We start from the raw sequence: 21,628 nt of genomic DNA, 5'->3' as shown, positions 1-21,628 counted from the left end.
CGAGCGTGCAGCAAGGCTCGACAGCGAGGGACTGTCTGAGTGGCGGCAGGCACTGATCCTGAGCCCCGCGCAGCTGTTGCCGGCGCTCCTGCGGGAGGGGTGGAGGATCGCGGCTACGCGCAGAACTCACCGAAACTGCCGGGGACTGCAAGTCCTTGATAGGAGTATCGCCACGGGAAGCTGTCCCGTTTGTTGATGCCCTCGCGTCACAGTGCCGCATCCGAATTCCTAGTCCTCTCATCTCGCGCACAATGGGGATTGACGAGGGAGCTCCGACTGAGTGTCGGATTCCGTTGTTCGCTGCCTTCATCTCACCTCGCATCCGCTTTTGCGCGACATCAAAGCGCTTAGATCAGCTCCTGACTAGATGAGCAAAACGCAGACCAACTTCAGTAACGGTTCTTGCTTCATGGCGCTCACGCAAAGATTAGAGTTCCGGCAATCCCAGTCGCTGGTCATGTCGCCGCAGCTGATGCAGGCGATAAAGCTGCTGCAATTATCTAATCTCGACCTCATGACCTTCGTGGAGGAAGAGCTGGAGTGTAATCCGCTGCTCGAGCGTGCCAGTGACGATGCAGCTGGGGCCGAAGCCCCGACTGAGGTCGATCAGGTCAGCGGCGATCAGCTGGCCGAGGCCCAAGTGCGCGACGCCCGGGATGGCGCCATGACCACCTATACCGAATGGGGTGGCGGCGGCTCGGGTGACGAAGACTACAATCTCGAAGCGTTTGTCGCGTCCGAGACAACATTGTCCGACCACCTGGCCGAACAACTGTCGGTCGCATTCACCGCGCCGGCGCAGCGCATGATCGGGCAGTATCTGATCGATATCGTCGACGAAGCCGGCTATCTGCCGCCGGATCTCGGCCAGGCCGCCGAGCGGCTCGGCGCAACGCAGGAGGATGTCGAGCACGTTCTTGCCGTCCTGCAGGAGTTCGATCCGCCCGGCGTCTGTGCGCGTAACTTGCGCGAGTGCCTGGCGATCCAGCTCCGCGAGCTCGATAGATACGATCCGGCGATGCAGGCCCTCGTCGAGCATCTCGATCTCCTCGCCAAGCGCGACATCGCGAGCTTGCGCAAGCTCTGCGGCGTCGACGACGAGGACATCGCCGACATGATCGACGAGCTCCGCCGGCTCAGTCCCAAGCCGGGCATGAAGTTCGGGTCGGCGCGGCTGCAGACGATGGTACCCGACGTCTATGTCCGTCCGGCTCCTGATGGCGGCTGGCATGTCGAGCTCAACAGCGACACCTTGCCGCGCGTGCTGGTCAACCAGACCTATTATTCCAAGCTGTCGAAGAAGATCGGCAAGGACGTCGATAAGTCCTACTTCAACGACGCGCTGCAGAACGCGACCTGGCTGGTGCGCGCGCTCGACCAGCGCGCCCGCACCATCCTGAAAGTTGCGACCGAGATCGTGCGTCAGCAGGACGGCTTCTTTACCCTTGGTGTTGCGCATTTGCGGCCGCTGAATCTAAAGGCCGTTGCCGAGGCCATCCAGATGCATGAATCCACGGTGTCGCGCGTCACCGCCAACAAATACATGGCAACAAATCGCGGCACATTCGAGTTGAAATATTTCTTCACGGCATCGATCCCTTCGGCGGATGGCGGTGAGGCGCATTCCGCTGAAGCGGTGCGTCACCGCATCAAGCAGCTGATCGAATCCGAAGAGCCGTCAGCGGTTCTGTCCGATGACGCGATCGTTGAGCGCCTGCGAGTCTCGGGCATTGATATTGCCCGCCGCACGGTCGCGAAGTACCGCGAAGCCATGCGCATTCGGTCCTCGGTGCAGCGCCGCCGCGACAATATGTGGTCAACGATGAACAGTAGAGCATCGGGCGGAACTGGCCTCGATAAATAAACCCCCAGCTGTCGATTTAATCCGGAAGCGTAGCTTTGGAGGTCTCTGAAAGCGGGCCTTTGGAGCGAGATTGTTGATGGTGATGGAAGGAAGCTTCTGGCGCGGCATTTGAGGAGAGGTAGTATAGGCCGACTGCCGTCTAAGAGGGGCGAGCGTTTTCAGAGGCTCCGTCGGCGCCAAGCTCTTATTCCTCCCAAGTCCTCGCCTTGGCTTATTGTCGGCCGATATACGGCCCCGATCGGTAGCAGCCGGCTGATCTCGCACGCCAATGATCGCCACCACCTCTTCCGCGATAACTTTCCGGTTCGTTGCTACGCTGCACAACAAGGTTGTAGGGCGAATTATTGGCTTAACCATAATAGCTCGGCGCTAAATGTTGTAAAAACTACACTTGGAGCGCCCAGATTTTGGAAAATGAACAGGTTTTCGAGTGCGCAACTGTAGCCGCGCCCAGCATCGCCAAGTGCGGTTGGGCGGGATCGTCAGGATTGCGCCAAGTCGGGGCTGCTTAGGACCGGCGAGCTCATGGCGGCTTCAAGACAATCGACGACGTCCCGGCAGGAGGGACACATGACCTGGCTGAGCAGGGACAATCTGCCGAATGGCACGTGTTCTGACGAGGCGCATTCGAACTCGGCGGAAGCTAGCGACGCCGGCACACAAGTCGGCGTCGAACGCCATCGCTCATAGAGTCTTGAGATATTCGACAAGCGCTCGCCGTTCGGCGTCGGTCAACTCTGGTCCGATGATGCCGGGCGGCAGTTTCCTTAAGTCGGTTTCCTTACCCTCGAAAGAATGTCCGCGATTGCTGTTCCCAAGCAGCGACACATCGAAGTTCGTCAGACCGGCCGCACAGCTTTCGGACGACTGTGCTTTCGTCGCGAGCCCGACGTTGACCGGGTCGAACGCACGGCTGCCTACGCAAAACGACATCGGCCGCTTGGCGTGCGGCACCAGCATGTCTCTCAGGGTCGGAACAGACCCGTTGTGCAGATAAGGAGCTGTTGCCCAAACACCGTCCAATGGTCGCGCCCGGTACTGAGGCTGAAGGGCGAGAACAACTTCGTCCTTGCCGTTGCGGCTCGCACGCGCTTGAGCTATGGCGGAATCTGGGTGATGACGGTGTGAGGAAGGCGGCGTATCGAGGCGGGTGACGAGCCTGCCAGAACCTCTCGAGGAGAGCGATACGCCATGACCGAGACTACCAATGTTCTTGCTTTCCGTCAGCCGTCCGCGGTTGATGATCCACTGACCGATATCGTTCGTGCCGGCGCGCGGGACCTGCTTGCCAGGGCGATCGAGATCGAGGTTGGCGCGTTTCTGGCCAGCACGGCCAATCTGACGCTGCCCGACGGTCGAGCGCGCCTGGTCCGACATGGGCACGGTCCGGTGCGCGAGATTGCGACCGGCATCGGTCCGGTGGAGGTCGCTCGTCCCAAGGTCCGCGACCGCGGAGCGAGCGGGCCAGGCGACCGCCTCCGCTTCAGTTCGGCAATCCTGCCGCTATGGGCGCGGCGGACGAAGAGCCTGGATGCCTTGATCCCGGTCCTCTATTTGCGCGGCATCTCGACCGGCGACTTCCAGGAGGCGCTCTCGGCGCTGCTCGGCAAGGATGCGCCGAACCTGTCGCCTTCGGTGATCGCCGGCCTGAAGGCCGATTGGCAGGTCGAGTACGAACGCTGGCAGAGACGCGATCTGTCGGCGCGTCGCTATGTCTACATCTGGGCCGATGGCGTGTACCTGCAGGCCCGCATGGAAGATCACAGCGAATGCATGCTGGTGCTGATTGGCACCACGCCGGAAGGCAAGAAGGAGCTGATCGGCTTCCAGGTCGGCGTGCGCGAGAGCGCGCAGAGCTGGCGCGAACTCCTGATCGACCTGCGGCAACGCGGGTTACGGATTGCCCCGCAACTCGCCATCGGCGACGGCGCCCTCGGCTTCTGGAAGGCACTGGACGAGGCCTTTCCCGGCACGCGGCACCAACGATGCTGGTGCCATAAAGTGAGCAACGTACTCGACAAGGTCGCCAAATCCGTGCAGGGCCCCATGAAGAACGACCTGCGGAACATCTATCTGGCCCCACACCGGGCCGAAGCTGAAACCGCGATCGACGTCTTCGTCGAGAAATACCACGTCAAATACGGACGTGCGGTGGAGTGCCTGATCAAGGATCGCCATGCGCTGCTCGCCTTCTTCGACTTCCCTGCTGAGCACTGGATCCACCTACGCAGCTCGAACCCGATCGAGAGCGTCTTCGCCACGGTGCGCCACCGAACGGTGCGGACCAAGGGATCGCTGTCGCAACAAACTGCGAAGCTGATGGTGTTCAAGCTCATCGACGCCGCATCGAAGACCTGGCGGCGATTGAAGAGCACGAACCAGTTGCCGAAAGTCATCGCCGGTGTAAAGTTCATCGACGGAATCGAAGTCATTCCGAACACTGAAAGCCACGCCGCCTGATCAGGCCGCGTCACCCAAAATCAGCCATAGCTCCACGCGCTTCGACATAGACGCGCTGGTTTTGGCAGTTCTTTCCCGGCCCCCACATCTGTCGCCTTGCTTTTCAGGAGTTCTGTTTGCAATGGTCCATTAGAGCTGGCCCCGCAAATTCGGACAGTAGCTTGAGTGGATTTTCTGCCTGACAGCGGCGAGGATTCTTGCTGCGAATCAGGAGCGAAGATGACGAAGAAGAGCCGCCGGACGCATTCTCCGGCATTCAAGGCGAAGGTTGCTTTGGCTGCGGTCAAAGGCGACAAGACACTGGCGGAGCTGGCGCAACTGTTTGATGTTCATCCGAACCAGATCACGATCTGGAAAAACCAGCTCCTGGAAGGCGCCGCCGGCGTGTTTGGGCATGACAAGACATCGGCCGAGACGCCGGTCGATTTGAAGGCGTTACATGCCAAGATCGGCGAGCTGGCGTTGGAAAACGATTTTTTGTCCGGCGCGCTCACCAAGGCGGGCCTGCTGAGCGCAAAGCGATGATCGACCGCGATCATGATCTTTCTATCGTGCGCCAGGCGAAGGTCCTGAAGCTGGCTCGCAGCACGGTCTACTATGAACCTCGGCCAGTTTCGGCCGAGGACCTTGCCTTGATGCGTCGGCTCGATGAGCTGCATCTCGATTATCCCTTCGCGGGAGCGCGTATGCTGCGATCGTTGCTGCGGCGGGAGGGCGTATACGCCGGTCGCCGCCACATCGCGACGCTGATGAAGCGCATGGGGATCGAGGCGGTCTATCGTCGCCCGAACACGAGCAAGCCGGCTCCGGGTCACAAGATCTACCCGTACCTGTTGCGCGGATTGAAGATCGAGCGGCCCGACCATGCGTGGGCAATGGACATCACCTACATTCCGATGCGGCGTGGCTTCGTCTATCTCGCGGCGGTCGTCGATGTGTTCAGCCGACGGGTCCTGGCCCATCGCGTCTCGATCACAATGGAGGCGGCCTTCTGCGTCGAAGCGGTCCAGGAGGCGTTGGCGAAGCACGGCAGGCCCGAGATTTTCAACACGGATCAGGGCAGCCAGTTCACCAGCCTCGAGTTCACCGATGTGCTGCTGGACGCGAAGATCGCCATCAGCATGGACGGCAAGGGCGCCTGGCGCGACAACGTGTTTGTCGAGCGGCTCTGGCGCACGGTCAAATACGAAGAAGTATATCTCCGCGCCTACGACAGCGTGTCCGAGGCGCGAGCGTCAATTGCCAAGTATCTGGCCTTCTACAATCAGGGACGCCCTCACTCGAGCCTTGACGGGCGCACGCCCGACGAGGCTTACTTCGGCACGCAAGCTATGGTGATGGCCGCATGACCGTCGCCGACGGTTTTGTCGTCGCTCTGGTCGGGCTACGCCCTCCCGACGCAACGACAAAACCGTAAAGCCCCGCGTTCAGCATAACCCGGCAGGAATCCACTTAAATCCAGCGGGGCGCTGTCCAAACAACCGGGGCCAGCTCTGATCAGCGCCGCCGTGGCCGCGATCGTCGCGCAGGACAGCCCACAGATAGCCGGTCTTCGTTCGGCCCCGGCCCGGATCGAGCACAGGCGCCCTGGTCTCGTCTATGAACAAGCGGCCCGATTGCTTCATCACGACGCTCATGCGCTCGACCAGCGGCGCGAGGTGGAAGGCGACCGTTCCCATCCAGTCTGCCAGAACGGCGCGATCGATGAAGATGCCATGCCGAGCCAGAACCTGCGACTGACGATAGAGTGGCATGTGCTCGCTGAACTTGGCGACCGCCACCTGCGCCAGCAGCGCCTCGGTGGGGATGCCACCCTCCACGAGATGGGCGGGCGCCGGCGCCTGAGCAACACCGGTGCAGCCCGTTGCGCAGGCGTAGCGCGGTCGCACCGTCTCGATCACACGATACTGGGCGGCCATGACATCGAGACGGCGGGAGCGATCCTCGCCGATCTGGACCATCCGGCCGCAGCCGCAGGGACACTCGAGGTTCTCGGGTTCGATCACCTGCTCGATGCGCGGCAGGTGCGCGGGAAAGGCACGGGCAGCGCGCCTGGTCCGGCGGCTGGACGGCGCCGTGCCGGCGCGGCGCGCACGATCGTCCTGGCGTTCCTGGACTTCGGCGATGGCAATCTCGATGTCCTCGAGAACCAGTTGCATCTGATCGGGATTGAACTTCTCCGAGCGTTTACCGAAACGTGCGCGCTCGTACTCCTTCACGAGCAGTTCGAGGCGTTCGACGCTCTCTTTGGACGCAGCCAGTTCACTCTCGACATGAAGGCGCGCCGAGCATTCATCGTCTGCGCGACGACGCTCGGCTTCAATCATCGCTTCCTGCGCGCGGAAGAGCGCGCGCAAATCGGCGGGCAGCGCTGCAAGACGGGCGGGATCAAAGGGGGACGGCGGCACATCCGCAAGCTATCATCCCAAAGCCCCGCGCGAAACAGGTTGTCGGGTCTGAGTCAGTTCGCCGCAGCTGGCGTCGCGACAATCCGTTCGCCCACTCGCTTCCAGTTCAGCCCTTCAAACGAGGGGATTGGAGCTATGGCTGATTTTGGGTGACGCGGCCTGATCAGGCGGCGTGGCTTTCAGTGTTCGGAATGACTTCGATTCCGTCGATGAACTTTACACCGGCGATGACTTTCGGCAACTGGTTCGTGCTCTTCAATCGCCGCCAGGTCTTCGATGCGGCGTCGATGAGCTTGAACACCATCAGCTTCGCAGTTTGTTGCGACAGCGATCCCTTGGTCCGCACCGTTCGGTGGCGCACCGTGGCGAAGACGCTCTCGATCGGGTTCGAGCTGCGTAGGTGGATCCAGTGCTCAGCAGGGAAGTCGAAGAAGGCGAGCAGCGCATGGCGATCCTTGATCAGGCACTCCACCGCACGTCCGTATTTGACGTGGTATTTCTCGACGAAGACGTCGATCGCGGTTTCAGCTTCGGCCCGGTGTGGGGCCAGATAGATGTTCCGCAGGTCGTTCTTCATGGGGCCCTGCACGGATTTGGCGACCTTGTCGAGTACGTTGCTCACTTTATGGCACCAGCATCGTTGGTGCCGCGTGCCGGGAAAGGCCTCGTCCAGTGCCTTCCAGAAGCCGAGGGCGCCGTCGCCGATGGCGAGTTGCGGGGCAATCCGTAACCCGCGTTGCCGCAGGTCGATCAGGAGTTCGCGCCAGCTCTGCGCGCTCTCGCGCACGCCGACCTGGAAGCCGATCAGCTCCTTCTTGCCTTCCGGCGTGGTGCCAATCAGCACCAGCATGCATTCGCTGTGATCTTCCATGCGGGCCTGCAGGTACACGCCATCGGCCCAGATGTAGACATAGCGACGCGCCGACAGATCGCGTCTCTGCCAGCGTTCGTACTCGACCTGCCAATCGGCCTTCAGGCCGGCGATCACCGAAGGCGACAGGTTCGGCGCATCCTTGCCGAGCAGCGCCGAGAGCGCCTCCTGGAAGTCGCCGGTCGAGATGCCGCGCAAATAGAGGACCGGGATCAAGGCATCCAGGCTCTTCGTCCGCCGCGCCCATAGCGGCAGGATTGCCGAACTGAAGCGGAGGCGGTCGCCTGGCCCGCTCGCTCCGCGGTCGCGGACCTTGGGACGAGCGACCTCCACCGGACCGATGCCGGTCGCAATCTCGCGCACCGGACCGTGCCCATGTCGGACCAGGCGCGCTCGACCGTCGGGCAGCGTCAGATTGGCCGTGCTGGCCAGAAACGCGCCAACCTCGATCTCGATCGCCCTGGCAAGCAGGTCCCGCGCGCCGGCTCGAACGATATCGGTCAGTGGATCATCAACCGCGGACGGCTGACGGAAAGCAAGAACATTGGTAGTCTCGGTCATGGCGTATCGCTCTCCTCGAGAGGTTCTGGCAGGCTCGTCACCCGCCTCGATACGCCGCCTTCCTCACACCGTCATCACCCAGATTCCGCCATAGCTCAGGGGATTGAGGAATGTCCCTGATAGTGAGTCTGACGAATCATTTCCGGAGGTGGTCGAGGTTCGGGACCCCCACCATCCTTTGTGGGGGCGCTCATATCGAGTGATTAGGAAGATCGGTCAGCGAGGCCGAGGCATTCCCGCTTCGTATGAAGTTGAGTATCGCGCAGGAAGCAGTCTTCTGATTCAAGCAACCGCAATCGAATATTATGAGCAAGAGGCAAATCAGATTAAGCTGAGTATGGAGGCTCTACTCGAGCTTTTATCGACAGCGGATTGTCCCGACGCACATGAGCATGGATCCAGCCGATCTTTGGTCGACGCTGACGCCCGCGCTCCGACGCCAGATCGTCGAAGACGTCGCCGCAATTTTGGCGGAGATCCCTCATGAAGTCCGAGCTGGTCACACCAAGCCACTTGGCGCGCAAAGCCGTAGTCTACATCCGGCAGTCGACGCCCCATCAGGTCGTAAGCAATCAGGAGAGCCTGCGCCTTCAATACGCGCTTCGCCAGCGCGCCCGCGAACTCGGATGGCGTGAGGCGGCCATCGACGTGATTGATGCCGATCTCGGGTTGAGCGGCGCGTCTATAGCACAGCGTAACGGCTTCAAGGAACTCGTTGGCCGTGTTGGCCTGAGTGAAGTGGGACTCATCCTGTCGATCGACGTGACCCGCTTGGCGCGTAATTGTACCGACTGGTATCCGCTCCTGGATATCTGTGGTCTACGTGGCTGCCTGATCGCCGACGCGATGGTGTCTATGATCCGGGCACTCCCAACGGACGGTTGCTTCTCGGGCTGAAGGGTTCGATCTCCGAGCTTGAGCTACATACGATCCGCAGCCGGCTGACCGCCGGCCTGCTGGCCAAAGCCGAACGCGGCGAACTTGCGGTTATGCTGCCAATCGGGCTGATGCGGGACCCGAGCGGTGTGGTCGTTAAGGATCCCGACATGGCCGTGCAAGGGCGGCTCGGTCTCGTCTTCCAGTTATTCCTGCAGCTGCGCAGCGTTGCCAAGGTCATGCGAGCGTTGAACGAGCGTGACCTGGAACTGCCGCGTCGTGATCGATATGGCGATTTGTGCTGGACGCGCGCGACGCTGGCTGCCGTCGCGGCGATCTTGAAGAACCCCGCATACGCGGGCGCCTTTGTCTATGGACGAACCCGCTTCCGGCCGCCGAAGCGGGAGGGGGCCCTGCCACAAAAGGCTCCGCGGCCGATGGAGGAGTGGCGGATCGTCGTTAAAGATCGATATCCAGCCTATATCGACTGGCCAATTTATGAAAAAATCCGATCCGTCATCAGAGATAACCGAGCCGAATACATGCGCATCAAAACCCGCGGCGCGCCTCGCAATGGCGAGCTCCTGCTCCACGGCATTGCCTGGTGCGCACGATGTGGCCATAAGATGTACGTCCGCTACAAGGGCGGCGGCGAATATGTATGCAATCACCTGCGTACCCAGGAAGGTCAGCCAACCTGCCAACACATCCGCGCCGCCCATATCGATGCAGCCGTTGGCGACGCATTCCTAACCGCACTAGCGCCGGCCGAACTCGATGCCTTGTCGCGCTCCCGCCGGGTGCAGCAGCAGACGAACAATGCGCTACGCTCCAGTGCAGAACGAGAGCTCGAGCGCAAGCGATACACGGCGGCGCTCGCCGAACGGCAGTTCAACCGAGCTGATCCAGATAATCGGTTGGTCGCCTCGGAACTCGAGCGTCGATGGGAAGCGGCGCTAAACGACGTGCGCGCCGCCGAAGAGGCGCTTGCCCGACAGACGCCGCCCAAAGCCATCACACAAGTGGCCATAAGCAAGGAGCTCAACGACAAGGTCATCAGCCTCACCGGCCGCCTCCCGCAGATATGGGGTGACGAGACTATCTCGGATGCGCATCGCAAGGCGTTGTTGCGATGTCTCATCGAAAAGGTCGTTCTCGACCGCGGTGAGCGCGACTTGGCCCTGGCTAGGATCGTCTGGCGGGGAGGCGCCGTGACGGAGCTCGAAGTGAAGATGAGCGTCAACTCCGTCACCAGATTGACGCGAGGCACAGAGATGCGGGAACGCCTTCTGACGCTCGCTCGCGACGGCGTCCCAGACGACAAGATCGCCACAATCCTTACTCGGGAAGGTCACCGCTCTCCCCGTTGCGCCGATAAGGTGCTGCCTATCACCGTTGGGCGGCTCCGTCGTGCCGCCGCCATCAAGGTAACTGCCCAGCGCAGCCGATGGGAGCATGACGACTCATACCTCAGCCCGCCCGAACTGGCCCGAAGGCTCGAGATTCCAGTAAACTGGCTCTATGTTCAGATCCGAACCAAGCGTTTGCTAATTGATCGCCAGCCCAGCGGCGCCTATCTCTTCCCGAATACACCATCCGTTCTTCACGCCATCGGAGACCTTCGAAACCACGTCATCGCGCAACTTGATCTAAGAATCTGTCAGCCTAACAAGGAGGGGCATCAACATGGGTGATCGAACAGCGCTTCGAACTGCACGCGCGTCAGATGCATGACGCCGTCGCTGATCTGCGGCCACTCGAAACGACCATCGCGGCCAAGGCGCTTGTAGACCAAAACGAGGCCCGTGCCGTCCCATAGCAAACTCTTCAGCCGGTCGGCGCGCTTCGAACGAAAAACCACGATCAGGCCCGAATGCGGATCGAGCCCAAGCGTGTTTTGCACAAGACCGGCCAGCGCGTCGTGCCCGCACCGGAAGTCAACAGGACGCACAGCAAGCACAATCCGCAGTCCCTGCGCCGGAATGATCATGCGCCGCGCTCGATCGCAGTCACGATCTCCGCGATCCGCACCGCCGACACGTCCGCATCCAGGCGGACCGAAACCTTGCCAATCGTAATCTCGACGGGCCCCTCGCTCTTGCCTGACGCCACTGGATCGCTCAGCTCGATCGACACGAAATCCGCCGCGTCGTCCGTGACCAATGCGAGCCGGCCAGCACGCGCCAATCTGCGCCACGTCGTCAACTGCTGGGCCTTCACACCATAACGCCGTGCGACATCACATACCCGGGCGTCGGGCTTCATGCTCTCGAAAACAGCGCGCCCCTTGATCTCCGCAGACCATAACCGGCCTCCAGAACGCGTCCGGCGCGTAAGCTTCCCCACAAAGCCATCAGCTTCGGCTTCCTCCCCCGATTGTTCCATCGCCTTCAGTCTCCTCTCGGCTCTCTGACAAGCCAAGGATCGCAGAGCGAAAGCCGAAGCGAAACCAGTCAATCAAATGGGAGAAAAGCTCCGCTTACCTCTTACCGGCCAGGCCCGGGATCAGAGCTATGCGGGAAACTGGGTGATGACGGAATGAGATAGGCGGCGTATCGAGGCGGGTGTCGAGCCTGCCAGAACCTCAAGGAGAGCGATACGCCATGAACGAGCATAGCAACATTGTCCCACTGCGTCAGCCCGATGAGATCGACGATCCACTGACGAATATTTTGCGATCTGGAGCTCGGCAGCTGCTTGCGCAGGCTGTCGAGATGGAAGCCGAGGCGTTTCTCGCCGCGATGAAGGGCTTGAAGCTTCCCGATGGCCGCGACCGCCTCGTGCGACACGGCCATGGTCCAGTGCGGACGATCCAGACGGGGATCGGCGCCGTCGAAGTCGCCCGGGTAAAGATTCGCGATCGCGCGGTGACCAGCGATGGCGAGCGGATCCGCTTCACCTCGGCGATCCTGCCGTTGTGGGCACGGCGCACGAAGAGCTTGGATGCACTTTTGCCGGTTCTGTACCTGCGAGGCATCTCGACGGGCGACTTCCAGGAGGCGCTGGCGGCGCTCTTGGGCAAGGATGCGCCGAATCTTTCTCCGGCGGTGGTTTCCAGACTGACGACGGAGTGGCAGCTCGAGTACGAGCGTTGGCAGAAGCGCGATCTGTCGGCGCGCCGGTACGTATACGTGTGGGCGGACGGCGTCTTCCTGCAGGCTCGCATGGAAGACCACAGCGAATGCATGCTGGTGCTGATCGGCGCGACGCCGGAAGGCAAGAAGGAACTCATCGGCTTCCAGGTCGGCGTGCGCGAGAGCACGCAGAGCTGGCACGAACTGCTCGTCGAGGCGAAAACCCGAGGGCTGAAGATCGCCCCGGAAATCGCCGTCGGTGACGGCGCGCTCGGCTTCTGGAAGGCGCTCGACGAGGTCTTTCCCGCCACGCGACATCAGCGGTGCTGGGTGCACAAAACCGCGAATATCTTGAACAAAGTCGCAGTGTCGGTACAGGCCAGCATGAAGAAGGATCTGCGCGAGGTCTATTTGGCGTCCAACCGAGCTTCGGCCGAAGTGGCGATCGATGTCTTTGCCGAGAAATACGGAGCGAAGTACGACAAGGCGGTCGAGTGCCTGACGAAAGATCGCGACGCAATGCTTGCGTTCTACGAATTCCCCGCCGAGCATTGGGACCACTTGCGGACGACGAATCCCATCGAAAGCGTGTTCGCGACGGTCCGGCACAGAACGGTGCGCACGAAAGGTTCGTTATCGTCAACGACTGCCAAGTTGATGGTGTTCAAGCTGCTCTGCGCCGCATCAAAGACCTGGCGGCGGCTGAAAGGCACAAATCAGTTGCCGAAGGTCAGCGCAGGTGTCAGATTCGAAAACGGCATCGAGGTCATCCAAGTGCCGGAAAACCACGCCGCCTGATCGCCTCGTCACCCAAAATCCCGCATAGCTCCCGGGATCAGACCAGAAGTCAAATCGGCCCAGAAAGGCAGGCATTCTTATTGCAGACGTTACCGTGAGGTTTGTAGCGACGCGCTTCAGGCTACATGTGGACAGGCGCAATGGCCGTGAAGGACGAGTTCGGGCAAGCGGACTGCAACTTTGCGCGACCGGTGTCTGGTGGAAATGTTCGGGCCAGGGTTCGCGCTCCAGATCAGGTTGAGGATGGCGAGGCAATTAACTCGAGAGAGGCTGGAGCCGGTCCCCAGTCCGGCAGACGAAGGCTTAACGCGCCGGGCGGTGTTGGGCGCCACCATCGGCAATATGCTCGAATTCTACGACTTCGGCACCTATAGCTTTTTCGCAATACAGATCGGTCAGGCGTTCTTCCCGGCAACCGACCAGTTCGCCAGCCTCATGCTGTCACTCGGAACCTTCGGCGCGGGTTTTGTGACCAGGCCAATCGGGTCCATCGTGCTCGGCTCCTATTCGGATCGGGTTGGCCGCCGGCCTGCCATGACCGCCAGCTTTGCTATGATGAGCGTCGCGGTCCTATTATTGGCCATTACGCCATCGTACGAGACAATAGGATTTGCCGCTCCGTTGCTAGCCATCTTCGCACGCTTGCTGCAGGGCTTTGCTCTCGGAGGCGAAGTCGGTCCAACGACAGCCTACTTGATGGAAGCGGCACCAGCCAAAGCCCGCGGTCTTGCTGTCTCCTTTCAGCCCGCGAGCCAACAGGTCGCTGCGACGGCTGGAGCGTTGGTTGGAGAAATACTCTCGCTCACCATGACAAGTGAGGCGCTCAATGCATACGGATGGCGGATCGCGCTGTTGCTCGGCGCCGTTACTTTGCCGTTCGGACTTTGGCTGCGGAGCGTCCTACCCGAAACGTTTCTCCGCCCGGAGGCGCCGGTTCTGGTCACCCGGCCTGTAAGGCGATCGCCCGCCGCTCGCCGCATCATGAGCTTGGGATTCGTCATCTTGGCCAGCTGCACGATCACTACTTACGTTACGGGATATATGACCACCTACGCCTTGAACACCCTCCACGTATCCGCGCCTCTCGCCTTCGGCGCCACGCTCATCAGCAATATGGCAGGCATTGCTGCGGCGCTGTTGGGCGGCCTGCTCGCCGACCGCGCAGGCCGCCGGCGCATCATGATATGGCCGCAGGCAGCTGCGTTGCTGATGATCTATCCGGTATTCTTGTGGATTGCAGAGAGCCGCAGCGCCTTCGCACTTTTAGGAGGCCTCGGCACGCTCACCCTTATCGGAACGGTTCCGTATAGCGCCTTCTACGTAAGCATGGCCGAGAGTTTGCCCAGGAACATTCGTGGTGGCGCCTTCGGGACGACTTACGCTTTTGCCATAGGCATTTTCGGAGGCACAGCTCAACTGGTCGTCACATGGCTGATCTACTTGACCGGGAGCGCACTCGCGCCCGCCTGGTACATGCTTTTCGCGAGCGCGGCCGGGCTCTTTGCCATGGTGATGATGCCGGAGACGGCGCCACTCAATTTCGAGCGAAACCATAGACGAACATCTGTAACGGCACGATCGCCGCCCTAGTAGCTTAGCCGAACAGGTAAGGATGACATCTGTGACGTCCGAAATGCGAACATCGAGCAGGAGCACGGTATGGGGCTAGCCCGAACAGCAATCTATCCTGAAAACTGGCGCAGCTTGACATCGTGAAGGAGTTCCGGCCGTAACGGCAGCGTCGCGGTCTGAAACGGCTTTCTCCGTTTACCCAACGTTCGCCGATGCTGCAGTTGAGCGATCGGGCTGCCGTCACCCGCCGGCTGGAGTGAGCAATGACTCTGATCATCTTTAGAGCGTGATGTTTTTGACTGGAATCGGGGTTCCCAGAGCGGGCGATTTCTGATTCAAGCTCCATGCTGGAGTGCGGAGGCCAGCATGGATGACGCGCCCCTATTCGGAAGACATCCGTGAACGCGCCTTGGCTCGCGCTGACGCGGGCGAGACGGTTCGTTCGATCGCAGAGGCGCTACAGATCAGCCCCTCGTGCGTGACGAAGTGGAAGAACCTAAGGCGTGATACCGGAGGCCTGGCGCCCGGCCAGATCGGCGGCCACAAGAAGCGGGTTCTGTCGGATGCCAACGCCGACTGGCTGCGCAAACGCATTCGCTCGGGGCCATTCACCTTGCGCAAGCTGACGCAGGAGCTGGCTGCACGGGGGATCAAGACAGACGTGCGGGCGGTGTGGACTTTTGTTCACGCCGAGGGGCTCAGCTTCAAAAAAAACGCTTCTACCAGCCGAGCAGGATCGCCCAGACGTCGCCCGTAAGCGGACCCGATGGAAAGCGCATCAAGGCAGGATTGACGTCACGCGGTTGGTTTTCATCGACGAGACGTGGATCAAGACCAATATGGCGCCGCTACGCGGCTGGGGGCCTTGTGGGCAGCGCCTCCAAGCATCTGCACCTTTCGGCCATTGGAAGACCATGACCTTCATCGCGGCGCTGCGTCATGATCGGATCAGTGCGCCTTGGGTGATTGATGGTCCCATCAATGGTGAACTCTTCACGCTGTACGTCGAGAAGGTGTTGGCACCCACCCTCGCACCGGGCGAGATCGTCGTTCTCGACAATCTTGGCAGCCACAAGGGCAAAGCGGCTCGCCAAGCTATCCGCGCCAGAGGAGCCCACTTTATCTTCTTGCCGCCCTACAGCCCTGACCTCAACCCGATCGAGCAGGTCTTCGCCAAACTCAAACACCTCATGCGATCCGCAGAACCTCGTGACGTGGAGGCAACCTGGCGGAAGGTTGGTGAACTCCTCGATCTCTTCTCCCAGGAGGAGTGCACCAACTACTTCAAAAACTCAGGCTATGGTTCCGTGTAAATACATCATGCTCTAGAGAACAAGAAGGCGCGGCTCGCACCATCCGCCAGCGTAAACGAACGGCATAAGGATGCGGCCGCTGACGGAGCAGCGGCCGCACGAGGCTCGATCCTCATTCTCTGCTTGATTGTTTTCCGTCGTCAGTGCAGCACGCACGCGGGATCGGTCAAGCAAAAAAACAGATCGCAGATACCATTCAATGGGTCATCGGCGCACTGAGGATACGATGTATCGGCTACCTGCACGCTGGAGGTGAGCGGTTGCGCGGCAACTTCTGCAGCAAATGGAGGTACCGCCGCGGTCGCAAGTGCGAGGGCGCTCGCCGTCACCAAAACTGACTTCTTCATTGGGAGATCGCTTCCCTAGGTTAGCCCCAGCCGTGGTGACGGTCTATATGACGACGCTACAATCGGTAAAATTGATTTTCTTGATTAGATCTATCGACCGAATGGATAAGTTCGGCCATCACCGCATCGCTCCGTCTACCCGCTCGGAACCTGTAGACCTACTTATGATCGGATGCTCGTCGCACCTCCGTCGATGCATTTCTCGGAGCACCCGACTAGGGTCTGTTTGGATTCAGGATTGAACTTCCCAGCCGGAACGATTCAAACTCAATCCGCTGCAGAAATGCCGGGGCCAAACACCTAGTTTTCCGTTAATTTCTCGGCGTCAGCTTACGGACAGCTAACCCGTCCTATTCGTGAGAGTGCGGCTTTTGGGCCCGATTGATGCGGCCGCACATCTTGTCTGACGAGGCGCACAGGATTGCCTTCGGCTTTTCGCCGCCTGACGACCGGTACTTTGCAACGCGCTTGAGGGATGGGTTGGGCGAACGGGGGCGGACGCCCCGCCGGTCAAGGACCGAGCGGCAGCAGCGCGCCGGGCAAGCCGCAGATCAGGTCGGCTTCGGGACATGCCGCGGCAAACGCAAGGCGAATGCGGCTCGTGGTCTCGACGACACGGGCGGCGATTTTCAAGAGCCGAAGACGCAGCGTCGCGAACTCGGCAGCGGCCAATTCCCGGGCTTTGGGAATGGCGTCGCGCACGGTCAGCATCAGCCAATAAGCGGCCGTATGGAGCACGAGACGGACCTGGTTGGCGAGCGCCGAACGGCAGCTGGTGCGATCGGAGGCGAGCTGCGTCTTATGCAGCTTGATCAGATTCTCGGCTTGGCCGCGCGCGCAATACAGGCTGTCGTAGATCCACTCGGCCGAGCCGACATCGAGGCTGGTGACGACGAAGCGGATGTCGAGGCCGAGCATCGTCGCCTCAATACGGGCGACAGTGCGCCGTTCGCGATCCCAGGACTTTGCCTTGTGGCGCGTCTCGGTATAGCCACGCAGAACCGGCAGGTTCTCGATGGCGCGTCGCGTGCGGATGTCGTCGGCGACCTCGTCGACTTTTCTGGCGAGAGGCTTGGTGCCGGACAGACCGAAGATGTAGTCGATGCCGTTGGTCTCGCACCACGCCATTGCCTCCGGCCGGGCATAGTGCCCGTCGCCACGGAACGTAATTTGCGTGTTGTGCCATCGCGTCCGGATATGCCGTACCAGGCGGCGCAGATGGGCACGCACCTCGACGCCGCCCGGCGTCTTGCCGGGCCGCAGCACGACGGCCACGGGCCGGCTCTTCTCCGTGTCGTAGACGTGGATCGGCAGGAAGCAGCGTTCGTCATAATGAGCGTTGAACAGCGAGAGCTGCTGATGGCCGTGGACGACGTCGCAGGTATCATCGATGTCGAGCGTGACGGATGCCGGCTCGCGCGGGTAGCTATCCATCCATGCGTCGACCAAAGTGTAGGTCAGCCGGATCACGTCGCGCAGGCGCGGAGCATTCTCCAGCCGCGACAGCGTCGGCTGGGAACACAAATCCCGGCCCGTGTCCGGTAGGCGACCGCAGGCCAGTTTGAATGCCGGATCGGACCTCAGATGATCGAGGTCGTCGGCGTCCTCGTAGCCGCAGCAGATCGCGAACATGCGAGCGCGGAACATATCGACCAGGCTGTGCACGACCCGCGTCGGATCGCGCCGATCCGGGAACACCCGGGCCAGATTGTTGGCCAAACCGAGACGCCGCTCGGCCATCGCCAGAAGCATCACGCCCCCGTTCGAGGTTAGGCGCCCACCATCGAAGGCAGCTGTGACTTTCTTGGCGTGAACGGCTGGAAACGAGAAGGGCGGAATCGTATCGTCGGTCATGGCGGGCGTGGCGTTCGCGGTTGGAGGTGATGGGGTTGGCTTCGCAACCGAATCCTACGCCGCATCAGCGCTTTACCCCTCAGGCGCACTCTTACGAATAAGACGGGTTAAGTTGAAGAAAGATTGAGTGACTCCCGATCATTTCTGTGCCGAAACGTGGAGTCGCGGTCGTGCCGCGTCCAAAGAAACCGGCGCGAGCGGCCTATTAGACGCGGTAGGTGCTCAGCCTCCGAAACGAGACTATCAAGCATGAAGAGATCGAGCGCGAGGCAGAGGTTTTATTTGTGTTGAATTCTTGCTTCTCGATAGTGGTCTGAAATCGTATCATCGGTCATGGCGGGCGTGGCGTTCGCGGTTGAAGGTGATGGGGTGGCTTCGCAACCGAATCCTACGCCGCATCAGCGCTTTACACCACGCTCGCCAGCCTCTCAGGCGCCCTCTCGCGAATAAGACGGGCTAAGCTGCTTATCTGCGGAGTCAGGTCTAACGACCTGAAACACAATGCAACCGGCATAGGAGTGTGGTCGTCATGGACGATCGAGTTAACAATATGTCGCATGTTCCATCCTACGATGAGTATCATTACGCTAGCCCGTCTTATTCGTAAAGGACCGGCTCATGCGTCGGCTTTGTCAGCTTTCTGTCAGCTCGTCCAAATAGTAGCTCGTTGTGATGAGAACCAATTACAACAACTGGCCCTCCGACGGGCAAAGTGTGGACCAGCAGCGCGATGCGCTGGCCGGCACTTCTGGCGCAGATGGTGCTGCTTTTACGGCCGCTTTAGCTGCTGGACCAGCGTCTTCCGCTTTTGACAAGAGGACAGGTGTGTCAGTCCGCCTACACAGAGTAAGTAGCAATATTGGCAACGCCCAAAGTGTTTCTTTGTTTACTGATGCCAATGAACGCAATAAGGTGGGAGCGATGACCGTGGCGCCGGGGCGCAACAGTTTGCGAATTCTCAGCATAGAAAATCTCGGCCGGTCGAGGTACAAAGGGGTCGGGACGGCTATGATTGAAGTCGCCGATCATACTAGGCAGTCCGCGGGCCTTTCCAAGCTATCCCTTCTCTCTCAAGATGAAGGAGCTTCAGCATTTTTCTACAAGAAGGGATTCCGGTTTGCGGACGAGGGCAAGAATGCGGAAATGCGGACTGTCATTTCCAATCCACGATACGTCTCAGATGAAATTCTTATGGGCGAGATGGAGCGCTAGCCCGTCTTATTCGTAAGAGTGCGCCTGAGGGCTGGCGAGCGTGGTGTAAAGCGCTGATGCGGCGTAGGATTCGGTTGCGAAGCCACCCCATCACCTTAAACCACGCCCGCCATGACCGATGATACGATTCTGCCATCCTCGTTTCCAGCCGTTCACGCCAAGAAAGTCACAGCTGCCTTCGATGGCGGTCGATCCACGTCTACGACACGGATAAGAGCCGGCCCGTGGCCGTCGTGCTGCGGCCCGGCAAGACGCCGGGCGGCGTCGAGGTGCGTGCCCATCTGCGCCGCCTGGTACGGCATATCCGGACGCGGTGGCACAACACGCGAATTACGTTCCGTGGCGACGGGCACTATGCCCGGCCGGAGGCAATGGCGTGGTGCGAGACCAACGGCATCGACTACATCTTCGGTCTGTCCGGTACCAAGCCGCTCGCCAGAAAAGTCGACGAGGTCGCCGACGACATCCGCACCCGACGCGCCATCGAGAACCTGCCGGTTCTGCGTGGCTATACCGAGACGCGCCACAAGGCAAAGTCCTGGGATCGCGAACGGCGCACTGTCGCCCGTATTGAGGCGACGATGCTCGGCCTCGACATCCGCTTCGTCGTCACCAGCCTCGATGTCGGCTCGGCCGAGTGGATCTACGACAGCCTGTATTGCGCGCGCGGCCAAGCCGAGAATCTGATCAAGCTGCATAAGACGCAGCTCGCCTCCGACCGCACCAGCTGCCGTTCGGCGCTCGCCAACCAGGTCCGTCTCGTGCTCCATACGGCCGCTTATTGGCTGATGCTGACCGTGCGCGACGCCATTCCCAAAGCCCGGGAATTGGCCGCTGCCGAGTTCGCGACGCTGCGTCTTCGTCTCTTGAAACTCGCTGCCCGTGTGGTCGAGACCACGAGCCGCATTCGCCTTGCGTTCGCCGCGGCCTGTCCGGAAGCCGACCTGATCCGCTGCTTGCCAGGTGCGCTGCTGCCGCTCGGTCCTTGACCGGCGGGGCGTCCGCCCCCCGTTCGCCCAACCTATACCTCAAGCGCGTTGCAAAGTACGGGTCGTCAGGCGGTGAAAAGCCGAAGGCAATCCTGTGCGCCTCGTCAGACAAGATGTTCGGCCGCATCAATCGGGCCCCAAAGCCGCACTCTCACGAATAGGACGGGCTAGCATTGTTAGGAGGTTTGTGCATGTGCACATGATGCGCGCCGACTCGAACGACGGCCAGGCGCGGAGACGTGACCATAGGAGACGTCCGTGAAATCTTGGACGGACTTCGCTGCAGGCTCTCCGATTGATCGATATCGTACAGATTCGTCGCACTCTCAGGATTGCTGGCTTCTTCAAGAATGCAGGAGCTTTGAATGAAGGATGGGGAATGCCATGGGTGTGCTGGTTTCCGCTCGATCTCGCCCACCGTTCCGATTTGGTGTCGCCCGCCATGCCCAATCGCTTTTCTTAGCTGCGGCTGAAGTTCGTGCATGGTTTCCTCGGCGCGCCCGGTTCTGCTGCTTCTTCCTCGCACGTGCGTCAGGCATTTCCTGGCATTGGACGGGGTCTTCTCGGCATAACGCATTGCAAGCTCGTCAGGCTCCAAGCTCTTCTCAGGCAATTGCAGACGCGACAACCACAAGCAGTTCTGCCCGCAGCAGCCCATTACCCTTGCCGTCCCACCAAGCCTGGTAGGTGCGATCACGGGTCGTTTCGGGGATGATCCGACGCGAGTAAAGGTGCAACAACGGCTACAGCTATCAACTAGGAAATACGAGCGTCGGCCTCCAAAGAACGGAAGCCGGATTTCCTATGGCGACTGGTTTCACCAGCCAGCGGTGGCGAGAACTGTTTCCCGGACGGACTGATGTCACATCAATCGTGGATTTTCAGGTTGCACATCCGCTCGTCGGTAACGCCGGCGATATTCTGCTCGAGCACCAACTAGGGCGAGACGGCGAACGGCCGCTAGTGAACTGGCGTCCTGCCAATGACGAAGCGAGAGCCCGTGCAGAACAACTGGGCTTCGTTCATGTGGATCCCGATGATATGGTACTTGATCCCACCCAGTCCAAACAGTGGAGATATAGGGATGGTGAATGGCAGCGCGCAACCAATTCTTCGATGTATCTCTCCAAAGCGTCGAGCGATGATGAACCTTCATCAGAGCCCGACTCGGATGGAGACTTCATGTGACGTGAGATCTCTACCAATCCATTTGAGGTGGAGCAGAGCGCAGACCAACCGACACCTGAGAGCGCAGACCAACCGACACCTGCGGCTTACGATCGAGCCTTGGACGGAGCGAAGCCCAAGCCAATTCGGCTCAAGCCGTGAGGTGCACTGTACTGGCGGCGGTTTACGAGAGCTGGTGCCTATAATAGCACAAAAGAAAACCCCGGCTTCCAGCCGGAGTTTTCGACTCCCGCCCGGGCGG

The 21,628-nt window shown here is 60.5% G+C and carries 17 protein-coding genes and 2 pseudogenes; 11 read left to right on the top strand and 8 right to left on the bottom strand.

The genetic code is table 11. The annotated features are described in order from the left end of the window. The first annotated feature begins 409 nt into the window (after positions 1-409). Positions 410-1,864: an RNA polymerase factor sigma-54 gene (rpoN, locus tag ABIF91_RS22640; protein ID WP_028182138.1), complete on the top strand. Its 1,455-nt coding sequence runs from the start codon at positions 410-412 to the stop codon at positions 1,862-1,864. 684 nt (positions 1,865-2,548) lie between these two features. Here the strand turns inward: rpoN and ABIF91_RS22635 are convergent. Then, entirely contained in the window at positions 2,549-2,965 is a 417-nt protein-coding gene (locus ABIF91_RS22635; protein ID WP_424579812.1) for a di-heme-cytochrome C peroxidase, read from the bottom strand. Positions 2,966-3,055: 90 nt separating this feature from the next. Here ABIF91_RS22635 and ABIF91_RS22630 point away from each other — a divergent pair, with 90 nt between their 5' ends. Further along, positions 3,056-4,324: an IS256 family transposase gene (locus ABIF91_RS22630; RefSeq protein ID WP_038952271.1), complete on the top strand. Its 1,269-nt coding sequence runs from the start codon at positions 3,056-3,058 to the stop codon at positions 4,322-4,324. Positions 4,325-4,543: 219 nt separating this feature from the next. Further along, positions 4,544-5,673 (top strand): IS3-like element ISRj2 family transposase gene (locus ABIF91_RS22625; protein WP_129557670.1). Its coding sequence is split into 2 segments (ribosomal slippage): positions 4,544-4,796 and positions 4,796-5,673, totalling 1,131 coding nucleotides; the frame shifts between segments, so codons are not numbered across the junction. Between the two features lie 147 nt (positions 5,674-5,820). On the opposite strand, the pseudogene tnpC reads toward ABIF91_RS22625, so the two are convergent. Both tnpC and ABIF91_RS22615 read right to left on the bottom strand, forming a co-directional pair. Further along, positions 5,821-6,681 (bottom strand): annotated as a pseudogene (gene tnpC / locus ABIF91_RS22620) (IS66 family transposase); the annotation flags it as partial. A 214-nt stretch (positions 6,682-6,895) separates the two neighbouring features. Beyond that, positions 6,896-8,164 (bottom strand): IS256 family transposase, encoded by a 1,269-nt coding sequence (locus ABIF91_RS22615; RefSeq protein WP_038952271.1) that lies wholly within the window; start codon positions 8,162-8,164, stop codon positions 6,896-6,898. Positions 8,165-8,647: 483 nt separating this feature from the next. Here ABIF91_RS22615 and ABIF91_RS22610 point away from each other — a divergent pair, with 483 nt between their 5' ends. Next, a complete protein-coding gene (locus tag ABIF91_RS22610) occupies positions 8,648-9,061 on the top strand; it encodes a recombinase family protein (protein WP_424578660.1) in 414 nt (137 codons plus the stop codon). Beyond that, entirely contained in the window at positions 9,046-10,734 is a 1,689-nt protein-coding gene (locus ABIF91_RS22605) for a recombinase family protein (protein WP_424578661.1), read from the top strand. Before ABIF91_RS22610 ends, ABIF91_RS22605 begins: the two co-directional genes overlap by 16 nt. On the opposite strand, the gene tnpB is transcribed toward ABIF91_RS22605, so the two are convergent. After that, positions 10,722-11,030, bottom strand: coding sequence for an IS66 family insertion sequence element accessory protein TnpB (tnpB, locus tag ABIF91_RS22600; RefSeq protein WP_424579399.1), 309 nt, complete (start codon positions 11,028-11,030; stop codon positions 10,722-10,724). The genes ABIF91_RS22605 and tnpB overlap by 13 nt on opposite strands. Beyond that, the gene (locus ABIF91_RS22595) at positions 11,027-11,425 is read right to left on the bottom strand and encodes a transposase (RefSeq protein ID WP_026192391.1); all 399 of its coding nucleotides are present in this window, start codon (positions 11,423-11,425) and stop codon (positions 11,027-11,029) included. The genes tnpB and ABIF91_RS22595 overlap by 4 nt, the downstream gene beginning before the upstream one ends. Positions 11,426-11,643: 218 nt before the next feature. Here ABIF91_RS22595 and ABIF91_RS22590 point away from each other — a divergent pair, with 218 nt between their 5' ends. From ABIF91_RS22590 to ABIF91_RS22580, 3 genes are all read left to right on the top strand, one after another. After that, positions 11,644-12,912, top strand: a complete 1,269-nt coding sequence (locus tag ABIF91_RS22590; protein ID WP_014497957.1) for an IS256 family transposase — start codon at positions 11,644-11,646, stop codon at positions 12,910-12,912. Positions 12,913-13,155: 243 nt separating this feature from the next. Continuing rightward, positions 13,156-14,502, top strand: a complete 1,347-nt coding sequence (locus ABIF91_RS22585) for a citrate-proton symporter (protein ID WP_174719444.1) — start codon at positions 13,156-13,158, stop codon at positions 14,500-14,502. Positions 14,503-14,854: 352 nt separating this feature from the next. Then, positions 14,855-15,797 (top strand): IS630 family transposase gene (locus tag ABIF91_RS22580; protein WP_424579341.1). Its coding sequence is split into 2 segments (ribosomal slippage): positions 14,855-15,190 and positions 15,192-15,797, totalling 942 coding nucleotides; the frame shifts between segments, so codons are not numbered across the junction. A gap of 140 nt (positions 15,798-15,937) precedes the next feature. Here the strand turns inward: ABIF91_RS22580 and ABIF91_RS22575 are convergent. Further along, complete coding sequence (locus ABIF91_RS22575; RefSeq protein WP_011084669.1) at positions 15,938-16,144, bottom strand: hypothetical protein; 207 nt, start codon at positions 16,142-16,144, stop codon at positions 15,938-15,940. 510 nt (positions 16,145-16,654) lie between these two features. Beyond that, positions 16,655-17,998: an IS1380-like element ISBdi2 family transposase gene (locus ABIF91_RS22570; RefSeq protein WP_208086440.1), complete on the bottom strand. Its 1,344-nt coding sequence runs from the start codon at positions 17,996-17,998 to the stop codon at positions 16,655-16,657. A 672-nt stretch (positions 17,999-18,670) separates the two neighbouring features. On the opposite strand from ABIF91_RS22570, the gene ABIF91_RS22565 reads away from it, so the two are divergent. Together ABIF91_RS22565 and ABIF91_RS22560 are read left to right on the top strand one after the other, a co-directional pair. Beyond that, entirely contained in the window at positions 18,671-19,210 is a 540-nt protein-coding gene (locus tag ABIF91_RS22565; protein ID WP_014498653.1) for a GNAT family N-acetyltransferase, read from the top strand. A 191-nt stretch (positions 19,211-19,401) separates the two neighbouring features. Further along, a pseudogene (locus ABIF91_RS22560) lies at positions 19,402-20,199 on the top strand (IS1380-like element ISBdi2 family transposase); the annotation flags it as partial. Positions 20,200-20,350: 151 nt separating this feature from the next. On the opposite strand, the gene ABIF91_RS22555 reads toward ABIF91_RS22560, so the two are convergent. Continuing rightward, entirely contained in the window at positions 20,351-20,896 is a 546-nt protein-coding gene (locus ABIF91_RS22555) for a hypothetical protein (RefSeq protein ID WP_035719904.1), read from the bottom strand. A 107-nt stretch (positions 20,897-21,003) separates the two neighbouring features. Between ABIF91_RS22555 and ABIF91_RS22550 the strand changes: the two genes are divergently transcribed. Next, positions 21,004-21,387, top strand: coding sequence for a hypothetical protein (locus ABIF91_RS22550; protein ID WP_011084664.1), 384 nt, complete (start codon positions 21,004-21,006; stop codon positions 21,385-21,387). Positions 21,388-21,628: the final 241 nt, after the last annotated feature.

Source organism: Bradyrhizobium sp. USDA 241 (assembly GCF_049739505.1).
Lineage (GTDB): Bacteria > Pseudomonadota > Alphaproteobacteria > Rhizobiales > Xanthobacteraceae > Bradyrhizobium > Bradyrhizobium liaoningense.
The sequence above is the reverse complement of the archived record's forward strand: the minus strand, read 5'-3'. Positions and strand labels throughout refer to the sequence as shown.

Coding starts and splice junctions, on each gene's coding strand:
- rpoN (WP_028182138.1), top strand. CDS start 410: ATGGCGCTCACGCAAAGATTAGAGTTCCGGCAATCCCAGTCGCTGGTC.
- ABIF91_RS22615 (WP_038952271.1), bottom strand. CDS start 8,164: ATGACCGAGACTACCAATGTTCTTGCTTTCCGTCAGCCGTCCGCGGTT.
- tnpB (WP_424579399.1), bottom strand. CDS start 11,030: ATGATCATTCCGGCGCAGGGACTGCGGATTGTGCTTGCTGTGCGTCCT.
- ABIF91_RS22590 (WP_014497957.1), top strand. CDS start 11,644: ATGAACGAGCATAGCAACATTGTCCCACTGCGTCAGCCCGATGAGATC.
- ABIF91_RS22630 (WP_038952271.1), top strand. CDS start 3,056: ATGACCGAGACTACCAATGTTCTTGCTTTCCGTCAGCCGTCCGCGGTT.
- ABIF91_RS22575 (WP_011084669.1), bottom strand. CDS start 16,144: ATGAAGAAGTCAGTTTTGGTGACGGCGAGCGCCCTCGCACTTGCGACC.
- ABIF91_RS22570 (WP_208086440.1), bottom strand. CDS start 17,998: ATGACCGACGATACGATTCCGCCCTTCTCGTTTCCAGCCGTTCACGCC.
- ABIF91_RS22585 (WP_174719444.1), top strand. CDS start 13,156: ATGGCGAGGCAATTAACTCGAGAGAGGCTGGAGCCGGTCCCCAGTCCG.
- ABIF91_RS22550 (WP_011084664.1), top strand. CDS start 21,004: ATGGCGACTGGTTTCACCAGCCAGCGGTGGCGAGAACTGTTTCCCGGA.
- ABIF91_RS22610 (WP_424578660.1), top strand. CDS start 8,648: ATGAAGTCCGAGCTGGTCACACCAAGCCACTTGGCGCGCAAAGCCGTA.
- ABIF91_RS22595 (WP_026192391.1), bottom strand. CDS start 11,425: ATGGAACAATCGGGGGAGGAAGCCGAAGCTGATGGCTTTGTGGGGAAG.
- ABIF91_RS22565 (WP_014498653.1), top strand. CDS start 18,671: ATGAGAACCAATTACAACAACTGGCCCTCCGACGGGCAAAGTGTGGAC.